This is a genomic window from Allosphingosinicella deserti, assembly GCF_003012735.1.
In the GTDB taxonomy this organism is placed as follows: Bacteria; Pseudomonadota; Alphaproteobacteria; order Sphingomonadales; family Sphingomonadaceae; genus Allosphingosinicella; species Allosphingosinicella deserti.
Map to the genome: position 1 here is coordinate 722,675 of NZ_PXYI01000001.1, position 22,009 is coordinate 744,683.

At 65.7% G+C, this 22,009-nt stretch carries 17 protein-coding genes; 11 read left to right on the plus strand and 6 right to left on the minus strand.

Annotated features, from left to right (window positions below; all coding sequences use genetic code 11):
• Positions 1-3: 3 nt before the first annotated feature.
• Positions 4-1,830, plus strand: a complete 1,827-nt coding sequence (glmS, locus tag C7I55_RS03345) for a glutamine--fructose-6-phosphate transaminase (isomerizing) (RefSeq protein ID WP_106511427.1) — start codon at positions 4-6, stop codon at positions 1,828-1,830.
• Positions 1,831-2,266: 436 nt separating this feature from the next.
• Here glmS and C7I55_RS27980 read toward each other — a convergent pair whose 3' ends face one another.
• Positions 2,267-3,214 carry a DUF5681 domain-containing protein gene (locus tag C7I55_RS27980; protein ID WP_158266266.1) on the minus strand — a complete coding sequence of 316 codons (948 nt, stop codon included), beginning with the start codon at positions 3,212-3,214 and terminating at the stop codon, positions 2,267-2,269.
• A gap of 1,040 nt (positions 3,215-4,254) precedes the next feature.
• Positions 4,255-5,076, minus strand: a complete 822-nt coding sequence (locus C7I55_RS03355) for an alpha/beta fold hydrolase (protein ID WP_106511429.1) — start codon at positions 5,074-5,076, stop codon at positions 4,255-4,257.
• Between the two features lie 325 nt (positions 5,077-5,401).
• Between C7I55_RS03355 and C7I55_RS03360 the strand changes: the two genes are divergently transcribed.
• Positions 5,402-5,641, plus strand: a complete 240-nt coding sequence (locus C7I55_RS03360; RefSeq protein WP_199192696.1) for a DUF2171 domain-containing protein — start codon at positions 5,402-5,404, stop codon at positions 5,639-5,641.
• A gap of 526 nt (positions 5,642-6,167) precedes the next feature.
• Here C7I55_RS03360 and C7I55_RS03365 read toward each other — a convergent pair.
• Complete coding sequence (locus tag C7I55_RS03365; RefSeq protein ID WP_106511430.1) at positions 6,168-6,956, minus strand: carbon-nitrogen hydrolase family protein; 789 nt, start codon at positions 6,954-6,956, stop codon at positions 6,168-6,170.
• A 380-nt stretch (positions 6,957-7,336) separates the two neighbouring features.
• On the opposite strand from C7I55_RS03365, the gene C7I55_RS03370 reads away from it, so the two are divergent.
• Positions 7,337-7,759: a GFA family protein gene (locus C7I55_RS03370; RefSeq protein ID WP_106511431.1), complete on the plus strand. Its 423-nt coding sequence runs from the start codon at positions 7,337-7,339 to the stop codon at positions 7,757-7,759.
• Between the two features lie 440 nt (positions 7,760-8,199).
• Entirely contained in the window at positions 8,200-11,253 is a 3,054-nt protein-coding gene (locus C7I55_RS03375; protein ID WP_233222044.1) for a sensor histidine kinase, read from the plus strand.
• 36 nt (positions 11,254-11,289) lie between these two features.
• Here the strand turns inward: C7I55_RS03375 and C7I55_RS03380 are convergent, their stop codons facing one another.
• Complete coding sequence (locus C7I55_RS03380) at positions 11,290-13,413, minus strand: xanthine dehydrogenase family protein molybdopterin-binding subunit (protein WP_106511433.1); 2,124 nt, start codon at positions 13,411-13,413, stop codon at positions 11,290-11,292.
• A complete protein-coding gene (locus C7I55_RS03385) occupies positions 13,410-13,877 on the minus strand; it encodes a (2Fe-2S)-binding protein (protein WP_106511434.1) in 468 nt (155 codons plus the stop codon). Before C7I55_RS03385 ends, C7I55_RS03380 begins: the two co-directional genes overlap by 4 nt.
• Before the next feature lie 262 nt (positions 13,878-14,139).
• Here C7I55_RS03385 and C7I55_RS03390 point away from each other — a divergent pair, with 262 nt between their 5' ends.
• From C7I55_RS03390 to C7I55_RS03405, 4 genes are all read left to right on the plus strand, one after another.
• On the plus strand, positions 14,140-15,474 hold the full coding sequence (locus tag C7I55_RS03390) for a c-type cytochrome (RefSeq protein ID WP_233222014.1): 1,335 nt from the start codon (positions 14,140-14,142) through the stop codon (positions 15,472-15,474).
• Between the two features lie 140 nt (positions 15,475-15,614).
• Positions 15,615-15,998 carry a DUF305 domain-containing protein gene (locus tag C7I55_RS03395; RefSeq protein WP_233222015.1) on the plus strand — a complete coding sequence of 128 codons (384 nt, stop codon included), beginning with the start codon at positions 15,615-15,617 and terminating at the stop codon, positions 15,996-15,998.
• Positions 15,995-17,431 (plus strand): YncE family protein, encoded by a 1,437-nt coding sequence (locus C7I55_RS03400; RefSeq protein ID WP_106511437.1) that lies wholly within the window; start codon positions 15,995-15,997, stop codon positions 17,429-17,431. Before C7I55_RS03395 ends, C7I55_RS03400 begins: the two co-directional genes overlap by 4 nt.
• A gap of 39 nt (positions 17,432-17,470) precedes the next feature.
• Positions 17,471-17,899 (plus strand): PaaI family thioesterase, encoded by a 429-nt coding sequence (locus C7I55_RS03405; protein ID WP_106511438.1) that lies wholly within the window; start codon positions 17,471-17,473, stop codon positions 17,897-17,899.
• A gap of 49 nt (positions 17,900-17,948) precedes the next feature.
• Here C7I55_RS03405 and C7I55_RS03410 read toward each other — a convergent pair whose 3' ends face one another.
• The gene (locus C7I55_RS03410; protein ID WP_106511439.1) at positions 17,949-18,320 is read right to left on the minus strand and encodes a response regulator transcription factor; all 372 of its coding nucleotides are present in this window, start codon (positions 18,318-18,320) and stop codon (positions 17,949-17,951) included.
• A 198-nt stretch (positions 18,321-18,518) separates the two neighbouring features.
• Here C7I55_RS03410 and C7I55_RS03415 point away from each other — a divergent pair, with 198 nt between their 5' ends.
• From C7I55_RS03415 to C7I55_RS03425, 3 genes are all read left to right on the plus strand, one after another.
• Positions 18,519-20,111, plus strand: a complete 1,593-nt coding sequence (locus C7I55_RS03415; protein ID WP_106511440.1) for a PAS domain-containing sensor histidine kinase — start codon at positions 18,519-18,521, stop codon at positions 20,109-20,111.
• A gap of 123 nt (positions 20,112-20,234) precedes the next feature.
• A complete protein-coding gene (locus C7I55_RS03420) occupies positions 20,235-20,876 on the plus strand; it encodes an NADPH-dependent F420 reductase (protein ID WP_106511441.1) in 642 nt (213 codons plus the stop codon).
• Positions 20,877-20,903: 27 nt separating this feature from the next.
• Complete coding sequence (locus C7I55_RS03425) at positions 20,904-21,980, plus strand: alkene reductase (RefSeq protein ID WP_106511442.1); 1,077 nt, start codon at positions 20,904-20,906, stop codon at positions 21,978-21,980.
• Positions 21,981-22,009 lie beyond the last annotated feature (29 nt).

Here is a 22,009-nt window from a genome sequence, read left to right on the forward strand (position 1 = left end):
TCTATGTGTGGAATCATCGGGATCGTCGGCAAGGCGCAGGTCACGCCGCGGCTCATGGACGGGCTTCGGCGGCTGGAATATCGCGGCTACGATTCCGCCGGTCTGTGCACCCTGGTCGACGGACGGCTCGAGCGCCGGCGTTCCGAGGGCAAGCTCGACAATCTCGCCGCGGTGCTCGCCGACGAGCCGCTGCCAGGTGATGTCGGCATCGCCCATACCCGCTGGGCGACGCACGGCGCGCCGACCGTCGGCAATGCCCATCCGCACATCGTCGACGGTGTCGCGCTGGTCCATAACGGCATCATCGAGAATTTCCGTCCCTTGCGCGAAGAGATGCAGGCGGAGGGCCGCGTCTTCCGGTCGGAAACCGACAGCGAGGTCGTCGCCCATCTCGTCGACCATCAGCTGAAGCTCGGCAAGGATCCGCGCGAGGCGGTCGCTGCGGTGCTGCCGCGTCTCCACGGCGCGTTCGCGATCACCATTCTGTTCCGCGACTTCCCCGGCATCCTGATCGGCGCCCGCATGGGCGCGCCGCTGACGCTCGGCTATGGCGACGACGAGACCTATCTCGGCTCGGACGCGCTTGCGCTGGCCGCGCTCACCCAGCGCATCGCCTATCTCGACGAGGGCGACTGGGCGGTGATCAGCCGCGACGGCGCCGACATCTACGACCGCGACAACAACAAGGTCGATCGTCCGGTCGTGCTCTCCGGTGCGTCGTCGGCGCGGATCGAGAAGGGCAATCACCGCCATTACATGCAGAAGGAGATCTTCGAGCAGCCGCTGGTCGTCGCCCAGACGCTGCAATCCTATTTGCGTTCCTACGAGCAGCAGGTGGCGCTGCCGGACATGGATTTCAGCTTCGCCGACGTCCCCCGGATCACCATCGTCGCCTGCGGCACCTCTTTCTATGCCGGCATGGTCGCCAAATATTGGCTCGAGCAATTCGCCCGGGTCCCGGTCGAGCTCGATATCGCGTCCGAATTCCGCTACCGGCAGCCGGTGCTCGAGGCCGGCGGCCTTGCCTTGTTCATCTCGCAATCCGGCGAAACCGCCGACACGCTGGCGGCGCTTCGCCACGCCCGCGCCGAAGGCCAGCGCATCGCTGTCGTCGTCAACGTGCCGACCAGCTCGATGGCGCGCGAGGCCGACCTGCTGCTTCCCACCCGGGCCGGGCCCGAGATCGGAGTCGCCTCCACGAAAGCCTTCACTTGCCAGCTCGCGGTGCTCGCCGCGCTCGCCGCCAAGGTGGCGCGCGACAAGGGGCGGCTGACCGAGGCCGAGGAGCGCGAGATCGTCGGCCACCTTTCCGAAGCGCCGGCAGCGATGAACGCCGCGCTCGCCCATGACGGCGACATCGAGAAAATGGCGCCGCTGATCGCCCGCGCCCGCGACGTCCTCTATCTCGGCCGCGGCCCCGATTATCCGATGGCGATGGAGGGCGCGCTCAAATTGAAGGAGATCAGCTACATCCACGCCGAAGGCTATGCCGCCGGCGAGATGAAGCATGGGCCGATCGCGCTCATCGACGAGCATGTGCCGGTGATCGTGATCGCGCCCTCGGGCCCGCTGTTCGAGAAGACGGTGTCGAACATGCAGGAAGTCCAGGCGCGCGGCGGCAAGGTGGTGCTGATCTCGGACGCCGAAGGCCTCGCCGCGGCCGCCGACGACCGCCTGCTGGCGACGATCGAAATGCCGAAAGTTCATCCGCTGATCGTGCCGCTGACCTATGCGATCCCGGTGCAGCTGCTCGCTTATCATGTCGCCGTCGCCAAGGGCACCGATGTCGACCAGCCGCGCAACCTGGCCAAGAGCGTCACGGTGGAGTGAGTCCCCTATCGGAGCGCGTAGAGCATGATCGGATCAGGCCCTCGTCCTTGGTTGGGAGCCGGATTCACACCTCAGGCCGGAGCTAAACGCTCCAACCTAAGTTGATCAGGCTCTCGGCGGCGCTCCAAGCCCGGTTGCGGCTAAGCTGAGTTGAGGAGGTGGACGCCGCCGCATCGAGCGTTCTTCCGATCGATTTTCCGGGGCGAATCCGGCTGAGAGGCCTGCCTGGCGCTGCTCCCGTCCGCCAAGCGCATAGCCAACGCGACGGCCGCCCTGGATTCCGGAACACCGCGCGTCAGGTGCGCACCGGATCGGAGGGCGGCGCAGCGCGCCGGTCCTGTTCGTTGCTGGACCTTTGCCTTCAAGAAAGGGCGTTGCCCCGGCGGCAGAGGAGTGGACCACGCGTCTTCAGGCTGGAAAAGTAGACCTCTTGCCCTCAGGGCCTGGACAGCGTCACACTCGGCACGAAGCCGTAATGCCTGGGTGGGCGGGGCCCAGCGGGACGCACGGACGGCGGCGGAAATGGAAGACCGTCATCCGTCCGTGGGCCAACATGTCTATCGGGACAGGCTTTGTCGAATGCTGCGCTCCCGAGCAGCGTGGCGCGCCGGCCGGGGCGCGCCGTGTCCAGCGGGCGTTGACGTTCCGCCGGGATGGCCAGAGGGAACGCGCCTGCACGACCGATCGATCGGCACCTAGCCGAAGGCGTGTCGGCGCCTGTAATAACAGGTGAGATACAGGTGGACGCCGAACCCTGCGCCGCCGCTGGCGCGGGCGCGCGCGTACGCGGTTGCGACCTTAACCGCGCCGGGACCGCGTCGCTGCAGCATTCTGGTTCGGGCATCGTCGCAACCGGCTGGGCCGGTGCGGCTGCTGCCGGGCCGGCTTCTGCTGCTCGGCCGGAAAGGGCCGGCGCGACGGCGGTCGCGGTGCTCCCTGCAGCGACGTCCTCGGCGGCTCTCTCTGCGGCACCGGCGGAGCGGTCGCGGGCATCGAGCAGCCTGGAGTGGGTGACGAGCAATTTCATCGCCTGCTCCGCCTCGAGCGGCGTGATCTCGCCCGCGGCCATGGCCGCGATCAACGCGGAGCTCGCCTCCGCCACGTCCGCCCGCGTTGCGGTGACGGGCAGGTCGATCTCGACCGGAGACGATTTGGCCGGGGCCACCAGCCGGGTGAAGCAGGCGCGCAGCGCCACCTGATCGCCTGCCAGCGCGCGATCGACCACCGCCCGCGCGAGCGCCTTTTCCTCACCGTCGTTCAGCAACTCGATGAGTTGCGACACCTTGTTGCGCGCGCCGCGCGGCCGCCCGGCCGGATTGCCGCTGCGGCCGGGGAGGAACTGGCCGGTGGTGGCGCGGGGAAAAGCGGTGGCGGGATCCGGCATGGCGATCTCCTTAGACGGAACGGGCTCGAGGCGTGGTCGCCCCATGCTCATCGGCGTTCGCTGTTTGTTCTATCAGCGTGGATTGCTGAGGGCAAGACATTTGTTGCGAATAGCGCAATCGTGGGCTTGGGTGCGGCGTGCGTGGTTCGATCGGGTAGACCGCGCCTCGTGCCAACCGGACATGACCGGCGGTTCCAAAACGGCGCTCTTCGGCCGGTCGCATCGAGCGCCTCGATCTGCAGACTTTCGCCCGATCACCGATGGGAGAGGCTTTCGTCCGGATCCCTTGGTTAGCGTCAGACGGAGAGCATCGCGGCGATCGCGCTCAAGATGCTCGTTCCGAGATGAAGGAAGGCGCCGATCCGCACATCGCGCGAATAGCCGCGCCGCAGGGTGAACCAGGCGAAGATTTTGGAACTGTCAGGACGCCAGTGACCAGCCAGGCGCCGAGGCGGCGCGGCTCTGGAGATGCGGGAGTGTTCTCGGGATGAGGATGACGGCCCGCGTGGGCCTGTGCAAGGGGGTTGATGCCGGCGAGGCGTGGCTGCCGGGAGGCGTGTGCCGGGTGCGCGCGTGAGCAGTCTGGACGGGATAGACCGCGCCTCGTGCCGCCCTGAGCCTGACCGGCGGTTCCTGGACCGTGCTCAGCGGCCCGTAGGCTCAGCGCGAGAGCTCGCGGTTAAGCACGACCTATCCCAGATGCTGCCGTCCATTCATGTTCGGCATCCGGTCCGACGGGACGACCGGCTCTGGAACGAAGCTGCCGTTCGTAGGGGCCGCGGTGAACGGCAGCTGTTGTCGAAAGTCGACGTTCGCATCCGTGTCGCTGACGGTGTGGATTGGTCGTATACCGCTGTAGTTTTGCGTCGGGTGAAGTTCGCTCGAGCTTTGCTACTGATACCGATCTGTAGCACGCAATCGGCCGATCGCAGGACGGTACCGGTCGTCAATTCGGCACAGAGGGATGGCGGCGGTTGCGCTGATCGAAGGTCCGCGCTCTGCAAGCAGAACGCGCCGGAGCAGCCACCGCCGCCCAGCAATTATCCGCGGATGAAGTCCAAGACGTCCTGGTTGAAGTCGTCTGGCGTTACCTGCGCCATGCCGTGGCTGCCGCCTGGATAGGTCCTAAGCGTACCGTTTGGCACGAGCTTGATCGTCTTGTACGCGGCAGCCTCGATCGGGACGATCTGGTCGTCCTCGCCATGCGCGACGAGCGTCGGCACATCGATCTTCTTGAGGTCCTCGGTGAAGTCCGTTTCCGAGAATTCACGGATGCAGTCATAGGCGGCCTTTATGCCGGCTTGGACCCCCATCAGCTCGAACGTGTCTCGCAAGCCTTCGGCTATCGACGCGCCCTCCCGGTTGAAGCCGTAGAAGGGCATCGACAGCTCCTTGAAAAAGGTCGCCCGGTCCTTCAGCGTGCCCGCACGGATATTGTGGAACACCTCGATCGGCGTCCCTTCGGGATTGTGGTCGCTCTTCACCATGATTGGGGGCACCGCCGCCAACAGCACTGCCTTCGCAACCCGCGCTGTCCCGTGCCGACCGATATAGCGTGCCACCTCGCCACCGCCGGTCGAGTGGCCGATCAAGATGACATCGTCGAGATCCAGCTGCTCGAGCAAATCGGACAGATCGTCGGCATATTGATCCATATTGTTGCCATGCCAGGTCTGTTCGGAGCGGCCGTGTCCGCGGCGATCATGCGCAATCACCCGGAACCCGCGCGTTCCGAAGAACATCATCTGATGGTCCCATGCGTCGCCTGCGAGCGGCCATCCGTGAGAAAAGACGATTGGCTGGCCCGCACCCCAATCCTTGTAGAAGATCGTCGTTCCGTCCTGGGTCGTGATCGTGCTCATCGGGCTGCTTCTTCGCTGTGATGTTGAAGGCGCTCCATTAATGGGCATCGTGCACTGGCTCACGTAGGCAAGCGTATGGGTTCGCAGACAAAGGCATAAGCGGATCATACCCGCGTTCAGCTTGCGTGATCCGCGCAGGTGCGCGCAGCCGGGGAGCCAGACCCCGTTGATGTGGATGCCCGCAGTATCGGTGCGCGCGAGGGGACGGTCATACCCAGGTATGATCTTTGCATCCCGAGGGACAAGGGTTGAGGCGGATCAGTTCGGCTATCCCCTCGACCAGGGCGGCCGCATCGGCGCGCCTTCGCTTAAAGGAGCCAGCAGAATGATACTCGAGCAGATTGTTCCGGATATGGAAGTCATCGGCGCCGACGGCGTGCATGTCGGCACGGTGGATCGGATCGAAGGCGAACGCGTCAAACTGACCAAGGCCGACTATGCCGTCGGACACCAGGATCATCATCACTATGTCGCAATCGGGCTTGTTGCCGGGGTCGAGGACAACCGGGTGCGACTGTCCGCCAATGCCGACGTCGCTGTTTCTATCTTCATCGAGGAGAAGTGATGGCGGGATGCGCGTCGCACGTTGCGCGGAGCGGCGCGCGCATACGTAATCTGGTTGCGTATTGGGCGCGCTCACTGAACAACCGGACTGGCGAACTGGGGGCACGCGCGAAGGGAGCCTAGCGCCCATACGGCCTGCTCCGGTCAGCGTGCCGCCTTTCCCGCCTTGTTTGAGGTCAAGATAAAATTGGTGTGGTTCCTGCGGCGAAGCCGAGCCGTGGTCACCAAGGCAAGCCGCGGCGTCGGCGTAGAGATCGCCCGAGACGGAAAGCCTCTGTCGTGGCAATCATCCAGCGGTCCTCGCAGGCGCTCCCCGATGATCGATAGTGAAATCCGAGACGTCGGCGCTACGGCTGCCGCAATCGAGAGGGCCGGGCCAGTCTCGGCGGCGCTCGCGCCAGAAGTTGCAAGGGCTGTCGATCGCTTCGGCGGCCCCGACATCCTGATGAGCAACTCAGGCACGGTTCGAGTCGCACCGGTTGCGGACATGCGCTTCAAAGATTCTCCGGAAGTTCCCGACGTCAACCTCAGGATCGCTCTGCCACATATCGGGGGTAGAGTTTCCGGGCATCTCGAACCATGGCAGGGTTAAGTTCGAACACGAACAGCGGACTCTCGGCCGTGGTGATACCAAGCAGCTGTCCGTCGGGGGCGTAAGCAAAGCCCTCGCCGCCGAACAACGGTCCACCGTGCGTGCCGCTCCCTACGCGGTTTGAGCTCACGACGTAGCAGCCACTCACCAGTGCAGCCATGCGCCCCGCGAGGTGCCAGTCCTCAACCGACGACCCCGTCGCCCTGGGAATGGCGATGAGGTGAGCTCCGGCGCGGCCGTAAGCACGCGCATGCTCGTTGAACATGGCTTCGGTGCAGAGGAGAACACCGAGCTCCAGCCCGGCGGCGGCGAAGGTGCTGAAGTCCCGGGCCTGTGTGCCATACCAATTTGCTTCGTACCAGCCTGGCTCGTTAGGATAATACTGTTTGCGGTGAAAACCCCTGACACCTGACGGGTCGATGAGGACCGCCTCGTTTGCAAGGCGTTCGTCTTCCATAACTGGCCGAGAGGAGACGATCGCCGGAACCTGCAACGCACGCAACGCTGCCATTCCGGCCGCATGATCCGCCACGCTTCTGTCGGCGAGTTCCTGGTCGAACCAGGACCAGGCTGCGATCCAGGAACCGAACGGAAGTTCGTTGGTGACGAGGATGTCGGGCCCGGCCAGCCGGACAGAGTCCTCGATTGCGGTCCATTCGTCGCCAACCGGGATGAGGCCATCCTCCCACTGGACGACAGCGACGCGTTTCACCTCAATGGTCATGTCGAAGAGTTCCTTGCTGTTTTTTCCCCCCTAAATCGCTCGGCTGCTGATTTAGCCTGATCCCCACGTATAGTGTCCGGGTGCCGAAGCGCCCCGCAGGGGAAGGGACGCGGCCCATTGATGGTACGATCGTCAAGGTCGCCGCCGAACCGGGCGTGGGGCGATCGCGCTCGATGAAAAATGCCCTCAAGTACGAAGGCCAAGCGTTTCGCCGGTGAGCCACGGTCGCGCGTGGGCCAATATACACTCGTATACTATGCCGCCTCGGATCCCTGCCGCAAGGTCAGCAAAGAACATACAGCAATCTCCACACGGGCCGCGCAGCAACGGACGCCGTCGGCGCGATGCAATGGAGGACTGCGTCATTGTCAGGAGGCAAAATGGCGAACAAGCACATGGGCCGCTGCAGCTGCGGTGCCGTCACCTTCGAATTCAGCAGCGATCCGACCTTCGTCGCCGATTGTTATTGCATCGACTGCCAGAAATCGTCGGGCGGCGTGATGTCGACCTATCTGTCGGTGCCGGAAGAGGATTTCGTGCTGCTCAGCGGCGAACCCAAGGGCTTTCAGTATACCGCGGATTCCGGGAACACGCTGGTGCGCAACTTCTGCCCGACCTGCGGCGCGCGCGTCTTCACAAATCAGCTGCAAGGCTTTCCGGGCACCGTGTTCGTGATGATGGGAGCGCTCGACCATCCCGAGGCGATCATCCCGCCGATCATGGAAATCTTCACCAAACGACGCATCGCGTGGACCCGGGCGCTTGATGTTCCGCAATATCCCGCGCGTCCGGATGCCGGCTGACGGGGCGCGGATGCAATCCCAGCTTACATCGATCCGCATCTGCCCCGCTCGGATGCTGATTGCCGTGCCGGAATGCCGGCGGCGGGTTGCGGCTCGATCGCCCCGCCGCCCGCGTGACCGGAATAGGCGAGCATGAACCGGTGCCCCTCGCGTCCAGGTGGGTGCGTCACGGAGATGCGGTAGCGGATCTCGCACCGGGCCATCAAGCCCCGGTACCGGTGCGAGGCGTGCCGGAATGCCCCCCTTCGGCACGCCGAGCGGGCCGGATTTCGCCAATCCGGCCCGCTCCATTGGGCCACCTGACCGGCCGGGGAGGCTGCCTGCTCCGGTCACCAATATACGCGGGTATAGGTACTCGCGGCACGACTCATGGGCGAAGAGCGGCCGAGATGGGGACCCGAACACGTTTCAAAGAGCCCGGAGGCCGAGCGGTGAGCGCGATGCGCCGGGTTCTGGATGGTGCAGGGCGGATGGCCGGCGGCGTGCGGGTCCTGCTCGCAGCCTTGCTGGTCGCCGCCACGCCCGTCCTTGCCGCCACGCCCGACCTCGCCCGCTACAAGCATTCCTCGTGGACCCGGGACGACGGGGCGCCGGAAGGCATTCGCGCGCTCGCCCAGACCCCGGACGGCTATCTGTGGGTCGCCGGCCAGGACGGACTATTCCGCTTCGACGGCGTGCACTTCGAGCGTGTGTCTTCGCCGCGCCTGCAAACCCGGCTCGGAAGTGCCCCGCGTGCCCTGGCGGTGGACTTCAGGGGCAACCTTTGGATCGGCTACGACCAGGGCGGAGGCATCGCGGTCTATCGCGGCGGGAAGGTCGTCGACACGGCCATGCCGGACCCGCCGCCCATCATTCTGGGGATCATGCCAGCGCGCGACGGGACCATCTGGGCCAATTGGGGTGGCTGGGAAAACCGGCTGTGGCGCTACCGCAAGGGCCGCTGGGACAGCGTCGAGAAAGAATATGCCCTCCCATTCGGCGCGCTCTTCAACGGCTATTCTGCCCCGGACGGCACACTCTGGTTCGGACTCTGGGATCCCCGTGACCTCAGCAGCCACGCCTTGCGTCTCGCGCCCGGTTCGACCCGCTTCGCAACCTTCCCGACCCGCGGCCGATATCCCGCCGTGGCGAACGACAGGCGCGGTCGCCTGTGGCTGTCGGACACGAAAGGAACGGGACGGATCTTACCGGGCCGGCTGGGGTCGGAGCTGGCGGCTGTTGCCCTGCCGGCCGCCCCCGATCTCGTCTATCCCACGATCCGCTTCGACCATCGGAACGCTCTCTGGGGTACTTCGCGCTCCGGGGGAATTTTCCATGCCCGCGCACGCGACGATGACAGCCTCGGCACTCTCGAGCTGCTGAGGGCAAGGGATGGCCTAACCTCGGACCTGACGAATGCCATCCTCGTGGATCGGGAAGGAAATGTCTGGATAGGAACCGAGCAGGGGCTCGACCGCTTCCGCCCGATCGAGATCGTCGCCGAGGGCGACGTCCCCGTGAACCCGCGCGGCAGCATGACGATCGCGCAGGCGGCGGACGGCACCGTCTACATCGGAAGCGCAGAAGGCATATACGAGATCCGCGCCGGCGCCGCTCCGAAGCTCCGCAAGGTTGTGAAAGGGCAGCTTCAGGTCATCTGTCCGGCGCGGAACGGCTCCATATGGCTCGTCCATACCGGCCATGCGGTTCGGCTCGGCGACGCGGAAACCGGTCGGATCCCGATCCCTGGACCTCCCGGCCCGATCCATGCCTGCACGGAAGACGCGCAGGGCCGATTGTGGCTTACGGGCGAGAATGCGTTGCGCTGGCACGATGCAACCGGCTGGCATCGGGTGCCGAGCAAAGGGCTCGGCGGCGGCGGAACCGAGGAAGTCGTAACGGCACCTGACGGGCGCGTCGTCTTCAACATTCGCGGCGCTCGCTTCGGCATCATCTCGGGGACGTCGGTTCGCAGCGAAAGCGCGGCCGGTCTTGGCATCGGATACGTCAATGGCCTGACCCGGGTGCTCGATTATGTGCTCGTGAACGGCACCACGGGCGTGGCTCGAATTCGCGACGGCAGGATCTCCGTGATCCGGGCAGGCCGCTATCCCTGGGCGGCGCGGCTGCGCGATGCCGTGCAGACTCCGGCCGGTGACACCTGGCTGCTCGCTACGGCGGGTCTCGTTCGTGTGAAGACTGCAGAGCTCGACCGGGCGTTCGACAATCCCGGCTCCCCAGTGACGGCCGACACCTTCGACAGCCGGGACGGGCTTGCAAGCGGTCCCCAGCATTATGGCATCCGAGGCACGCAAATCGCCGTGGGAGGCGACGGGCGACTCTGGATCCTGACCCGCACGGGTGCATTCCGGCTGGATCCGTCGCGTCTCAAGGGGAACAAGATCCCGCCCGTCGTCTCGATCACCGGCGTGACAGCAGGGGATCTGAACGTGCGTGACCCCCGCGAGCTGACCCTGGCGGAGGGCACTTCCAGCCTCGCCATCAGCTATACGGCGCTCAGCCTCACCGTTCCGGCGCGCAATCAGTTCCGCTACAGGCTGGAGGGCGTCGATGACGGCTGGGTGGATCCGGGCAGCCGGCGCCAGGCATTCTACACGCGGCTCGGGCCGGGCACTTACCGGTTCCACGTCATTGCCGCGAACAATGACGGCGCCTGGAATCGCACCGGCGCCACGCTGAAAGTGGTGATACCCCCGACCTTCGTCCAGAGTTGGCCATTCTTCTGTCTCTGCGGTCTCGCGGCGTGCGGCGTAGCCGCAATGCTCTACTCGGCGCGTCTTCGATATCTCACCCGGCGCATCCGTGCACAGATGGAGGCGCGCCTGGCCGAGCGCGAGCGGATCGCGCAGGATCTGCACGATACGCTGCTGCAAGGCATCCAGGGCCTGATGATCCGCTTCCACGGTCTGGCGCTTCGCCCCGAGCTCGACCGGGCGACGAAGCGCGAGATCGACGAGGCACTCGATCAGGCAGAGGCGGCGCTCGTCGAGGGGCGCGAGCAGGTCGCAGGCCTGCGCAGTGCGCGTGTGACCGGCTTGCCTCTTCAGCTCGAGGAATTCATCGCCGGGCTGAGGCGCGAGCCGGGGCCGGTTCTGTTCCTCTCGGTCGACGGGGAGGAAAAGCTGGTCGAGCCGCTGGTCGCGGAGGAGGCGCTCAAGATCTCCCGCGAGGCCATCCTCAACGCGACCCGGCACGCCGGCGCATCCCGCATCGCCGTGAACATCGATTTTAGGCCTGACCGTTTCCTCGTGACCGTCGAAGACGACGGCGTCGGGATCGACGAGGCGATCATAGCCGCGGGCGGACGGGAGGGTCACTTCGGGCTGCGCGGCATGGCGGAGCGGGCGCAGCGCGTCGGCGGCGCGCTCAGCATCGAGACCGCCCAAAACGACGGCGCGCGAATCGTGCTCGAAGTGCCCGCGCGCGTCGCCTATCTGCGGCAGAGGCGTCCTTCGCCCCTTCGCCGCACGCTGAACGCCATGGCGGACCGCTGACGCGTTGCCGCCGGTCGGAGCCTTCACCGTCGCGGCCTAGCCGTCCAGATATTGGTCGAGGATGGGGAGGCGGCGAATGCGCTTGCCGGTCAGCTTGAAGATCGCGTTGCAGATCGCAGGCGCGACATTCGGCGACCCGCCTTCGCCCGTGCCCTCGATCGGATCGCCGCCCTCGAGGATCACGGTGTCGAGGATCGGAGTCTCAGACAGCCGCACGACCCGGTAGTCGTTGAAATTGCTCTCCTGCACCCGGCCGTTTGCAATCGAGATCTGTCCGAACAGCGCGGAGGAGAGGCCCCAGATCGCCGCGCCCTCCATCTGCGCGACGACTGCGTCGCGATTCACCGCCTTGCCCGGATCGGCGACCGTGCAGATGCGCTCGACGACGTATCTTCCGTCGCGGATCGCCACCTGCGCCGATTGCGCGACGAGGCAGTCCTGCCATTTGTGGCTGATGCCGATGCCGATCGCGCTGCCCGACGCGGTGGGCCCGGGCCAGCCACTGATCTCGACCAGCTTGTCGAGCGCCGCGAGCGCACGGGGCGTGTTCGCCAGCAGCTTTCGCCGAAGCGCGAGTTCGTCCACGCCCATCGCGGCCGCGACCTCGTCGATGAAGCTCTCGATGGCGAACACGGTTTGCGATGCGCCAACCGAGCGCCACATGCCCACCGGCACATGGGTTTCGCTGCGCACCCATCGCGCGTCGACATGCTCGAATTCGTAAGGCGGTACGACTGCGTCGGTGACTACGCTGTCGAACGCCTTCATCGCGACCGGATACATGCGCGGTAGGATCGACGGAGTCACCTGCCGGTGGCTGTACGCGTCGATGCGGTCCCCGGTGAAGCCGATCCTGATCTCGGAGATGCCCGCCGGGCGATAGAAATCGTGCGACACGTCCTCCTCGCGCGTCCAGATCAGCTTGACGGGGCGCGGCGCGAACTGCTTGGCCACGATCATCGCCTGCTGGACGACATCGGTCTCCTGGCGCCTTCCGAACCCTCCGCCGGCGACCAGCGGATGATAGTCGACCCGGCCGTCGGGAACGCCCAGAACCCTGGCCGCCGCCGCGCGCGCGTTCGCCGGATGCTGCGACCCGATCCAGATCTCGCCGCGGCCGTTCTCCGCCCGCGCCACGCAGGACATCGGCTCCATGGTGGCATGGGCAAGGAAGGGGACTTCGAACCGCCCGGTCATCACCTCTTGCGCCTTCGCGAGCATGCCGCGGGGGTCCCCGCGTGTTTCGACCGTCACGCCGGGTTGCGCCGCGAAATCCTTCTCGAATTGTGCGAAGATCGCCTTGTCGTCCACGGCGTCGTGCGGGGTTTCCGCCCAGGCAGGTTCGAGCGCGTCGAGGGCCGTTCGCGCCGTCCACCATCGATCTGCGACGATGGCAATGCCGTTCGGCAGATCGACCACCCCGCGCACGCCCTTGCGCCTGAGGACCTCGGCGCGGCGATCCGACTTGAGGGTGCCCCCGAACACGGGCGCCGACGTGACAGCCGCGTAGAGCATCCCGGGCAAGCGGATGTCGACGGCATATCGAGCCGAGCCGTCGACCTTGGAGGGGAGGTCGAGGCGCGTCCTCGCGCTGCCTTCGAAACGCGGCCGGTCGTCCGTGCGCTCGATCAGCGTGTCGGGGACGGGCAGGCGCGCGATCGCGGTGGCGAGCTGGCCATAGCGCGAGTCCATGCCGGCCCTCGGTCCGATCACGCGGCCGGTTTCGGTGCGAAGCCGTTCGACCGGAACCTTCCACCGCCGTGATGCCGCTTGCAGCAGCATCGTCCTGGCGATTGCCCCGGCCTTGCGGAACGGGCCGTTGAACCCCGACGTGCCGGTACTGGCACCGGTCAGCTGCTGGAACAGGATCGGGCTGTTATAGGCGGGATCGACCGAGGCGAGCTCGACCCGGATCCTGCTCCAGTCCGCGTCGAGCGTGTCGCCGAGCACCATGGAGAGAGCAGTCGATGTGCCCTGACCGATCTCGGCGAGGGGCGAGATGATGATGATCTCGTCCTCCTCGGTGATCTTGAGGAACGCAGTCCGATACCCTTCGTCTCGCCGCCCCGGCCCGGTCGCGAGGACCGGGAACGAGAGCATGAAGGCGCCGGCCATCGAGGATTGAAGGAACAGCCGCCTGCCGAGGGTCGGGTTGTTCATGCCGGCGCTCCCATGCGCGCGCCGCCGCGCGCCTCCTCCAGTGCCGCCCGGACCCGCGAGTAGGTTCCGCACCGGCAGATATTGGTCATCCGCGCCAGGATATCGGCATCGCTCGGGTTCGGAGTCTCGGCGAGCAATGCCGCAGCCGCCATGATCATGCCCGATTGGCAATAGCCGCATTGCGGCACCTGGTGCTTCAGCCAGAGCTGCTGGACGGGATGCAATCCCCCTTGTCCCAGCCCCTCGATGGTGGTGACCTTCGCGCCCTCGACATCCTCGACGGGGAGCAGGCACGATCGCGTGGCCTCACCATTCACGTGGACGGTGCAAGCCCCGCATTGCGCGATCCCGCAGCCGAACTTGGTTCCGGTCAGTCCCAGATCATCGCGCAAGACCCACAATAAGGGCGTGCCGGGCTCGGCATCCACCGAGACCTGCTCTCCATTCACGTCAAAACTGGCCATTTCGATCCCTGCATTTCGCGAAGCGCCGCGCCACTGTCGGCATCGCTTTCGCGGGCAAAGATCACCCCCGGGCGGGCGGCCGCAATCATACCCGCGTATCGTCCCCGGCCGTTCCCCTCAGCCCGACGCGCGCCGATCCCTCGACAGGGGGATGCGACTAGACGCGGGTATAAGTGTCCGCTGCATCGATCGCCTGTACCGCCTGCGCCGACACGCAAGTCGGAGCCGCCAGCATGAAGATCGAAGCAAGGAGCAAGCGGACGTGACCGCGGGAGCACGCCGTTATCGGCTGCCGCTTTTGGCGTCGGCCCTCCTGCTCTGCGGCGTGATCGCCTGGCGCGTGCTGATCCTGCCGGCCCCGCTCGCCTTCGCCGGCGGCCACCAGGTCGAACTGGCAGCCTATCCGGGCCGCAATCCGACGGGCGTCCCGCCGGAGCTGGACGGCGCGGACGTGGTCACCCGGGGCAAGTATCTGACCGAGGCCGCCGATTGCATGGCCTGCCATACCGCCAAAGGGGGGCACCCGTTCGCGGGCGGAAGGCCGTTCAAGCTTCCTTTCGGAACGCTTTATACGCCCAACATCACGCCCGACCGGGAAACCGGCATCGGTGCGTGGAACGATATGCATTTCCTGCGGGCGGTGCACGAAGGGATCTCACGCGACGGCACGCGGCTCTACCCGGCTTTTCCTTACGCCTCGTACAGCCTGATGCCGGACGCGGACGTTCTGGCGATCCGGCGCTACCTCGAGACGATCCCGGCAGTGCGGCTCGCCAACAGGCCGAACAGCTTCGGCTTTCCCTACAATCAGCGCTGGCTGATGGCCGTCTGGAGCGGCTTCTTCAATCCGGGAAAGCCTTTCCGGCCGATCGCGGAACGCAGCGCGCAATGGAATCGCGGAGCCTATCTGGTCGAGGGCCCCACCCACTGCGGCGAGTGCCACACGCCGCGCAATCTCGCGCAGGCGATGGATACGCGGAACAAGTTCGCCGGAGGGGTCGCCGAAGGATGGAACGCGTATAACATTACCAGCGACCGCGACAGCGGGATCGGCGACTGGAAACCGTCCGAAATCGCAGCATATCTCAAGTCCGGGCACGCCCATGGTCGCGGGGTCGCATCGGGACCGATGGCCGAAGCCGTCGAGCTCAGCTTCAGCAAGCTGACGCCGAGCGATGTCGCCGCGATCGCGAACTATCTGCGAACGATCCCGGCGCGCAGGACAAACGACACGCCAAAGGCGGCGGGGCCGGCTCCGGGGCAACCGTCGCTCGGTGCCGGCTATAGCGGCAACGGTGCACGCATCTTCGCGGACGCCTGTTCGGGCTGTCACGCCTGGAACGGCGCAGGGGCGATGGTCGGTGAGGCCCAGCTCAGCGGAAATCGTGCCGTCAACGATGCCACCGCGGCGAACGTCGCGCTGATGATCCTGCAGGGCGCGGGCACGCCGGGGACTCCTCGCCGATTCATGCCGAGCTTCCGCCAGAGCTATTCGGACAAGGAGATAGCGGACGTGGCAAATTATGTGACGGCCCGGTTCGGTTCGAAGCCGTCGACTGTCAGTGCGAAGCACGTCGGCGAGCTCCGTCACGAGTGAGGGTGCGGCGCAGGAGAGCAACGCCCCCAGTCGGTCGCGTGGCGATCCGTTCGAGTCAGGAAGACCATATGAAGATCGCAGGCAGATCCGGAACATCGGAGCGTGCTTCGAAATCCTGGAAGATCGGGCGGAGCCGATCCGTGGCGGCGCTTTGTGCACTGCTGTTTGCCGCCACTGCATCCGCGGCTGAAGAGGTTCCATCCTTTCTTCGCGAGATGCATGCGGCGATGGACCGGATGACGGACTCGATGGACGCCAAACCGACCGGAGACGTCGACATCGACTTCGTCGCGATGATGGAGCCTCACCACCAGGCGGCGATCGACATGGCCGTCGCGGAGCTCCGCTACGGCAAGAACGAACAGCTGAGGCGGCTCGCGCAGGAGATCATCGTCGATCAGCGGCAGGAGATCGCGGCGATGCGCATGGCCCTTGGCCGGCCGCTCCCCGCGACGGCTCCCGTTCCGACCGTCCCCGGCCCGGCGACGGCCCAGCACCAGCATCACAAGGAACGTGCGGAATGAAACCTATCGCCATGCTCCTGACCGCCGCGGCAGGTCTGACCATCAGCTGCGGCGCGGCCGCCCAGCAGGCGCCCTGGGCGAAGCCGGACACGCCTTCCGGTCCCAGAGACCGCATCTATGCGGCGGAGCAATTTTCGAACACGGTTTCGGTCGTGGACCCTTCCACGAACAGCCTGCTCGGAGTCATTCGGCTGGGCGATCCGCAGCCGATGAACCTCTCGCCTCTCTACAAGGGACAGGTTCTCGTTCACGGGCTCGGCTTTTCGCCCGATGGCCGGCAGCTCGCCGTGGTGTCGATCGGGTCGAATTCGGTGACCTTCATCGACACCGCGACCAATGCGGTCAGGCACACCACCTATATCGGCCGCAGCCCGCACGAAGCCTTCTTCACTCCGGACGGCAGGGAGGTCTGGGTGACCGTCCGAGGCGAAGATTATGTGTCGGTGATCGACGCCTCGACCTTCGCGGAGAAGGCGCGCGTGAAGACCCCCGGCGGGCCCGGCATGACGATCTTCTCGCCGGACGGGCGCTATGCCTATGTCTGCTCGTCCTTCAATCCCGAGCTCGCGGTGTTCGAAGTCAAGTCGCGCAAGCGTGTGGGCACCGTGAAGCAGCCAAGCCCCTTCTGCCCGAACATCGCGGCCACTCCGGACGGGCAGCAGGTCTGGTTCACCCTCAAGGATGTCGGCAAGACCATCGCCTTCTCGGCGAGGCCTCCATTCGCGATTCTGAAGGAGATCGACACCGGTCCGATCACCAATCACGTCAATTTTGCGCGGACCCCAGGCGGGCAGTTCGCTTATGTCACGATCGGCGGCAGCAACCAGCTCAAGGTCTTCAGGACCGACGACTTCAGCCAGCTCGCGACCATACCGGTCGGCAGTCTTCCGCATGGAATCTGGCCGTCCGGCGACGGCAAGCGCATCTATGTCGGGCTCGAGAATGCGGACGCGCTCGCCGCAATCGACACGGCGACGAACAAGGTCGTCGCGCAGATCCCGATCGGCCAGGCGCCGCAGGCGATCGCCTATGTGGCCGGCGGGGTGCCAAGCGGTGACGGACGCGCGGGACTGCAGCCGCTCGGCCTCGCCGGCGCCGCGGCGCACCTGAAGCTGGTTACGCTCGAGGGCGCTGTCGCAACCAGCGTGACGCTGTTCGACCAGGGGCTGACGCAGGTCCTCCAGGCCGCGGTGACCGGGCTCGCCCCGAAACGGGCCTATGTGCTCGCACTTGCGGAACATGGGGACGGCAGCGGCGCATTGCAGCCGCTCGCCAAGTTCATGACGAATCCTGCCGGATCGGCGATCGTGAATGCGGTCGGACCGATCCGGCAGCTCGTCTCGTCCGAAGCGTCGGTACCGCGACGCAATCTCGTGATCGCGGAGGGTGGCGATGGCGCTTCCACCAAGATCGTGCAGGTCCAGCAACGCTGAGTCTAAGCTTTGCATCATGATAGAAGGACTGGAAAACCCATGAGCGCTCCCAACGGCTTCGATACTGCGCGCGCATTCATTGGCGACGGGCGCCCGCCCGGTATCGGCGAGGCGCTGAATTTCCGACTTCTCGAGGTAGAGCGCGGCTTTGCGGTCTGCGGCGGCGAGCTCGGCCGGCATGCAATGAACGCAACCGGCTTCGTGCACGGCGGCTATATTGCGACGCTGCTCGACACCGCGTGCGGGTTCGCCGTGTTGAGCCTGCTCTCGGCGGATCAGACCTATACCACCATCGACTTGAAAACAGCCTATCACAGGGGTCTTAGACCGGAGGTCGGTACGGTGCGTGCGGAGGGCAGGGTGGTGACGATTGGCCGCCGCGTCGCCTTTGCAGAGGCGAAGCTCCTCGGTGGCGACGGCAAGCTCTACGCGAGCGCCACGTCGAGCCTGCTGGTCATCGCGTCCTGACGGATTGTGTACGGACTGCCGCCCGAAGACGGACGCGCTCCGGCAAGGGTCAGGCGGCCAGCGCCCGCTCGATGCAGGTGACGAGGTCTTCACCATCGAACGGCTTCTTGAGCGTGCAATAGGCGCCTGCTGCCAGCGCCTGTTCCCGCAGCGCATCGGTCGTGAAGGCCGAGATCAGGATCACCGGCACCGCGCACTCCGCGTCATGCATCCGCCTAAGAAGGTCGATGCCGCTCATTCCGCCGGGCATCTGGACGTCGCTGACGACGCAATGGCTGCCGTCCCTTGCTTCGGACGACAGGAACGCTTCGGCAGAGTCGAACAGCGCGACACGATATCCAAGACTTCGGACCAGCCCGTCGAGCGACGAACGGACGCCTGCGTCGTCGTCGACGATGGATACCAGCGGCTCTTGCGACAATTCCAATTTCCTTCCCGGCGCCGGTGTTCCGGCGGGATGTCAACGAAGCATGAGTGCGCCGAGACGCGATCGCGCGAAACTATACGCGCGGCTAGGTTTCTTACCAGCGCCGACATTTGCCGCATGCCCTACATCCCGATAGTCCGATCGCCGTGACGAGGGTGGATCGCGCCCGACCTTTGGTTCAAGGGAGGCCGGATGGACAACGCTTTCGATCGCGATGAGCGCAGCGGCCCTTCGGCAGGAGGCGCCCCTGGGGGAATCTCCATCTCGGGTGACGAACTCCGGCGCATGGTCGACGCCGTGCCGGCGGTGCTCTGCTATTTCGACACGGACCTCGTCTGCCGGTTCGCGAACCGGTATCTCGAAGAATGGTATCTTCGCACGCCCGAGTGGATGGTCGGCAAGTCCTTGCGGGAGATCATCGGCGAGGAGGACTTCGCGGCGCGCAGCCCGCATCTCGAGCGTGCCCGGCGCGGCGAAATCTCGGCCTTCACGACCTTCTCGCCGCTCCGCAACGGCACCTACCGGCAGGCGGACGTGCGGTACGTCCCGCGCATGGGACCGGACGGCTTCGAGGGATTGTATATCCTCACCTTCGACGTCGCCGAGCTGCATCATCGATTCCACAGCGTGTTTGACGGGACGGCTCTGGGATTCTGGATCGTCGACCTCGCGATCCTCGCCCGGATGCTGGGAGACGCCGGCGTAACCGACGCGAATTCGCTGCGCATTCACCTGGCCTCCGATCCCGATTTCGTCCGGCGCGCGCTCGATCGAACGCCCGTGGTCGCGATCAACGCCAAGGCCGCAGAAATGTTCGACATCGAGATCGAGGCTGCCCGCGGGCAGCCTTTCGGGCGGTGGTGCTGCGAGGCCAGCCTCCCCGCCTTCACGCAGAATCTATTCGCCTTCCTGTCGGGGGCCTCGTCCTTCGAGACCGAAACGGTCATGGCGAAGTCGGACGGCAACTGCCTGGATGTCGCGCTGACCTGCGCCTTTGCCAAGAACGCACCAGGCGAGACCGCGGTCATCGTCGGGACGACCGACATCAGCGAGCGGATCGGCAAGGAGCACGAACTTGCCAGGATGCAGGCCGATCTGGCGCATGCATCGCGCGTTGCGACGCTTGGGGAGCTCACGGCCTCGATCGCGCATGAGGTGAACCAGCCGCTCGCGGCGGTCCTCGCCAACGGCAATGCCGCGCTCCGCTGGCTCGGGCGCCCCGATCCCGAAATGGAGGAAGTGGAATCCGCCATTCGCCGGATGATGTCCGAATGCTCGAGGGCCGCGGAGATCATCACGCGGACTCGCGCGCTTGCGCGCAAGGGCGTCGGCACCCTGACGCGGGTCGATCTCAACCAGATGGTTGAGGACACGGTCGACATCGTGCGGCGGCAGGTGTCCAATCTGGGAGCCGAGCTGGCGCTGGAACTCGCCGACGGATTGCCGCGGGTCGAGGCGGACAGGATCCAGCTGCAGCAGGTCCTGATCAATCTCGTGATCAACTCGGCCCAGGCCATGGCGGAGCGTGACGGACCACGGGTGGTCGCGGTCAGCACCCGTGCGGCCGCGGGACATGTGGAAGTGGCGGTCTCGGATACGGGGCCGGGCGTGGGCGACGACCCGTCGCAACTGTTCGCCGCATTCTTCACCACCCGGGAGACGGGAATGGGCATGGGGCTGTCGGTGTCGAAGACGATCATCGAAGCGCATGGAGGATCGATTGGGGCGTGCAACCGCAAGGGCGGGGGCGCGCGCTTTGCCTTCATGCTCCCGGCCGCGGCCTGAGGAGGCTTCTATACGCGCGTATGAGTTTGCGACCTGCAGGTAGCATTTCGAACAACGTTTCGACGAGGCACTTCTCCGATCGAGGGCGGCCAACTCACCGACCGCCCGAACCGGAGAATTTTCATGAAGTACGCCATTATCGGATCGGGCGCGATCGGCAGCGCGATCGCCCGTCAGTTCGCACGCATCGACACACCGGTGGCCGTTGCCAACAGCCGCGGGCCGGAGGCGGTTGAACCGCTGGCGCAGGAACTCGGGGCCGCAATCGTGCCGAAACCGCTCGCGGACGCGCTGAAAGCTGACATCGTGATCGTGGCGACACCCTTCGATGCCGTTCCGTCGGCGCTTGAGCAAGCGGGTGCGTGGAATGGCAGGATCCTCGTCGATACCACCAACGCTTTGAACTATTCCGACTTCTCCCCGCTCGACCTTGGTGGCCGGCCCTCGACCGAGATCGTTGAGGATCACGCGCCGGGCGCGCGGGTGGTCAAGGCCTTCAATCATAATTGGGCGCGGGTTCTCGGTCGCGAGGCCTCGGACGGCCGTGACGGAAGCCGCGTCCTGTTCGTGTCCGGCAATCACGTGGATGCCAATGCGGAGATAGCGGAGCTCATCCGAGCGTTTGGGTTCACCCCGATCATCCTCGGCAGACTGGATGAAGGGGGACTTCTTCAGCAGTTCCGCGGCCCCCTCACCACGTACAGCCTGGTCTCTCAGGCACAGGGCGGCGCCAGTGCGCCGGAGATGGATCTCCTCAATCCCTGACTCTGACTTTTTACCAAGGACAGCGAAATGACGTCGCTCTTTGACCCGATCGAGCTCGGCGCGATCAAGGCGCCGAACCGGATCTTCATGGCTCCGATGACCCGCGCGCGCGGCACCCGTGACCACGTTCCGACACCGATGATGGCCGATTACTACCGGCAGCGCGCAAGCGCCGGCCTCATCATCTCCGAAGCGGTCGGAATCACGCAGCAGGGTCTGGGCTGGCCCTATGCCACGGGTCTGTGGACCCGAGAGCAGATTGCCGGGTGGAGGCAGGTGACGGATGCCGTTCACGACGCGGGCGGCCGCATCATCGTGCAGCTCTGGCACATGGGCCGGACAGTCCATTCGAGCTTTCTCGAGGGCGAGCGCCCCGTCTCCGCATCGGCGACAACAGCGCCCAGCCACGCCCACACCTATGACGGCCGCCAGCCCTATGACGAAGCGCGCCACCTCCACGCAGACGAGATCCCTGCGATTGTGAGCGACTTCCACCAGGGTGCGCTCAATGCGCTTGGAGCAGGGTTCGACGGCGCCCAGATCCACGCCGCCAATGGCTATCTGATCGATCAATTCCTTCGCGACAGCGCGAACTTCAGAGATGACCACTATGGCGGTTCGATCGCGAACCGCATCCGCCTCCTGCGCGAGGTGACGGAAGCGGTGGCGGAGGCGATTGGCGCCGATCGCACCGGGGTGCGCCTGTCGCCGAACGGCGAGACCCAAGGCGTCAGGGACAGCGATCCGCTGCCGCTGTTCGCGGCCGCACTCGAGACCTTGTCGGAGATCGGCATCGCGCACCTGGAACTGCGCGAACCTCCTGTCGACGGAACGTTCGGGGTCGGGGACATGGCGCCTCTCGCGCCGCAGCTTCGCCCCTTCTTCAAGGGGCCGCTGATCCTCAACTCGGACTTCGATGCCGCGAGAGCGGACGCGGATCTGAAGGCGGGCGTCGGCGACGCCGTCGCATTCGGGCGGCCATTCATCTCGAACCCGGACTTGCCACGCCGGATCGCCGAAGGGTTTCCCCTTGCGTCCGACGACATGGCGACTTGGTTCACGCAAGGGCCCGAGGGCTATCTCGACTATCCTGCGGCGCTCTGAGGCTTCGAGGAGCGCGGGGTAAGGGGCTT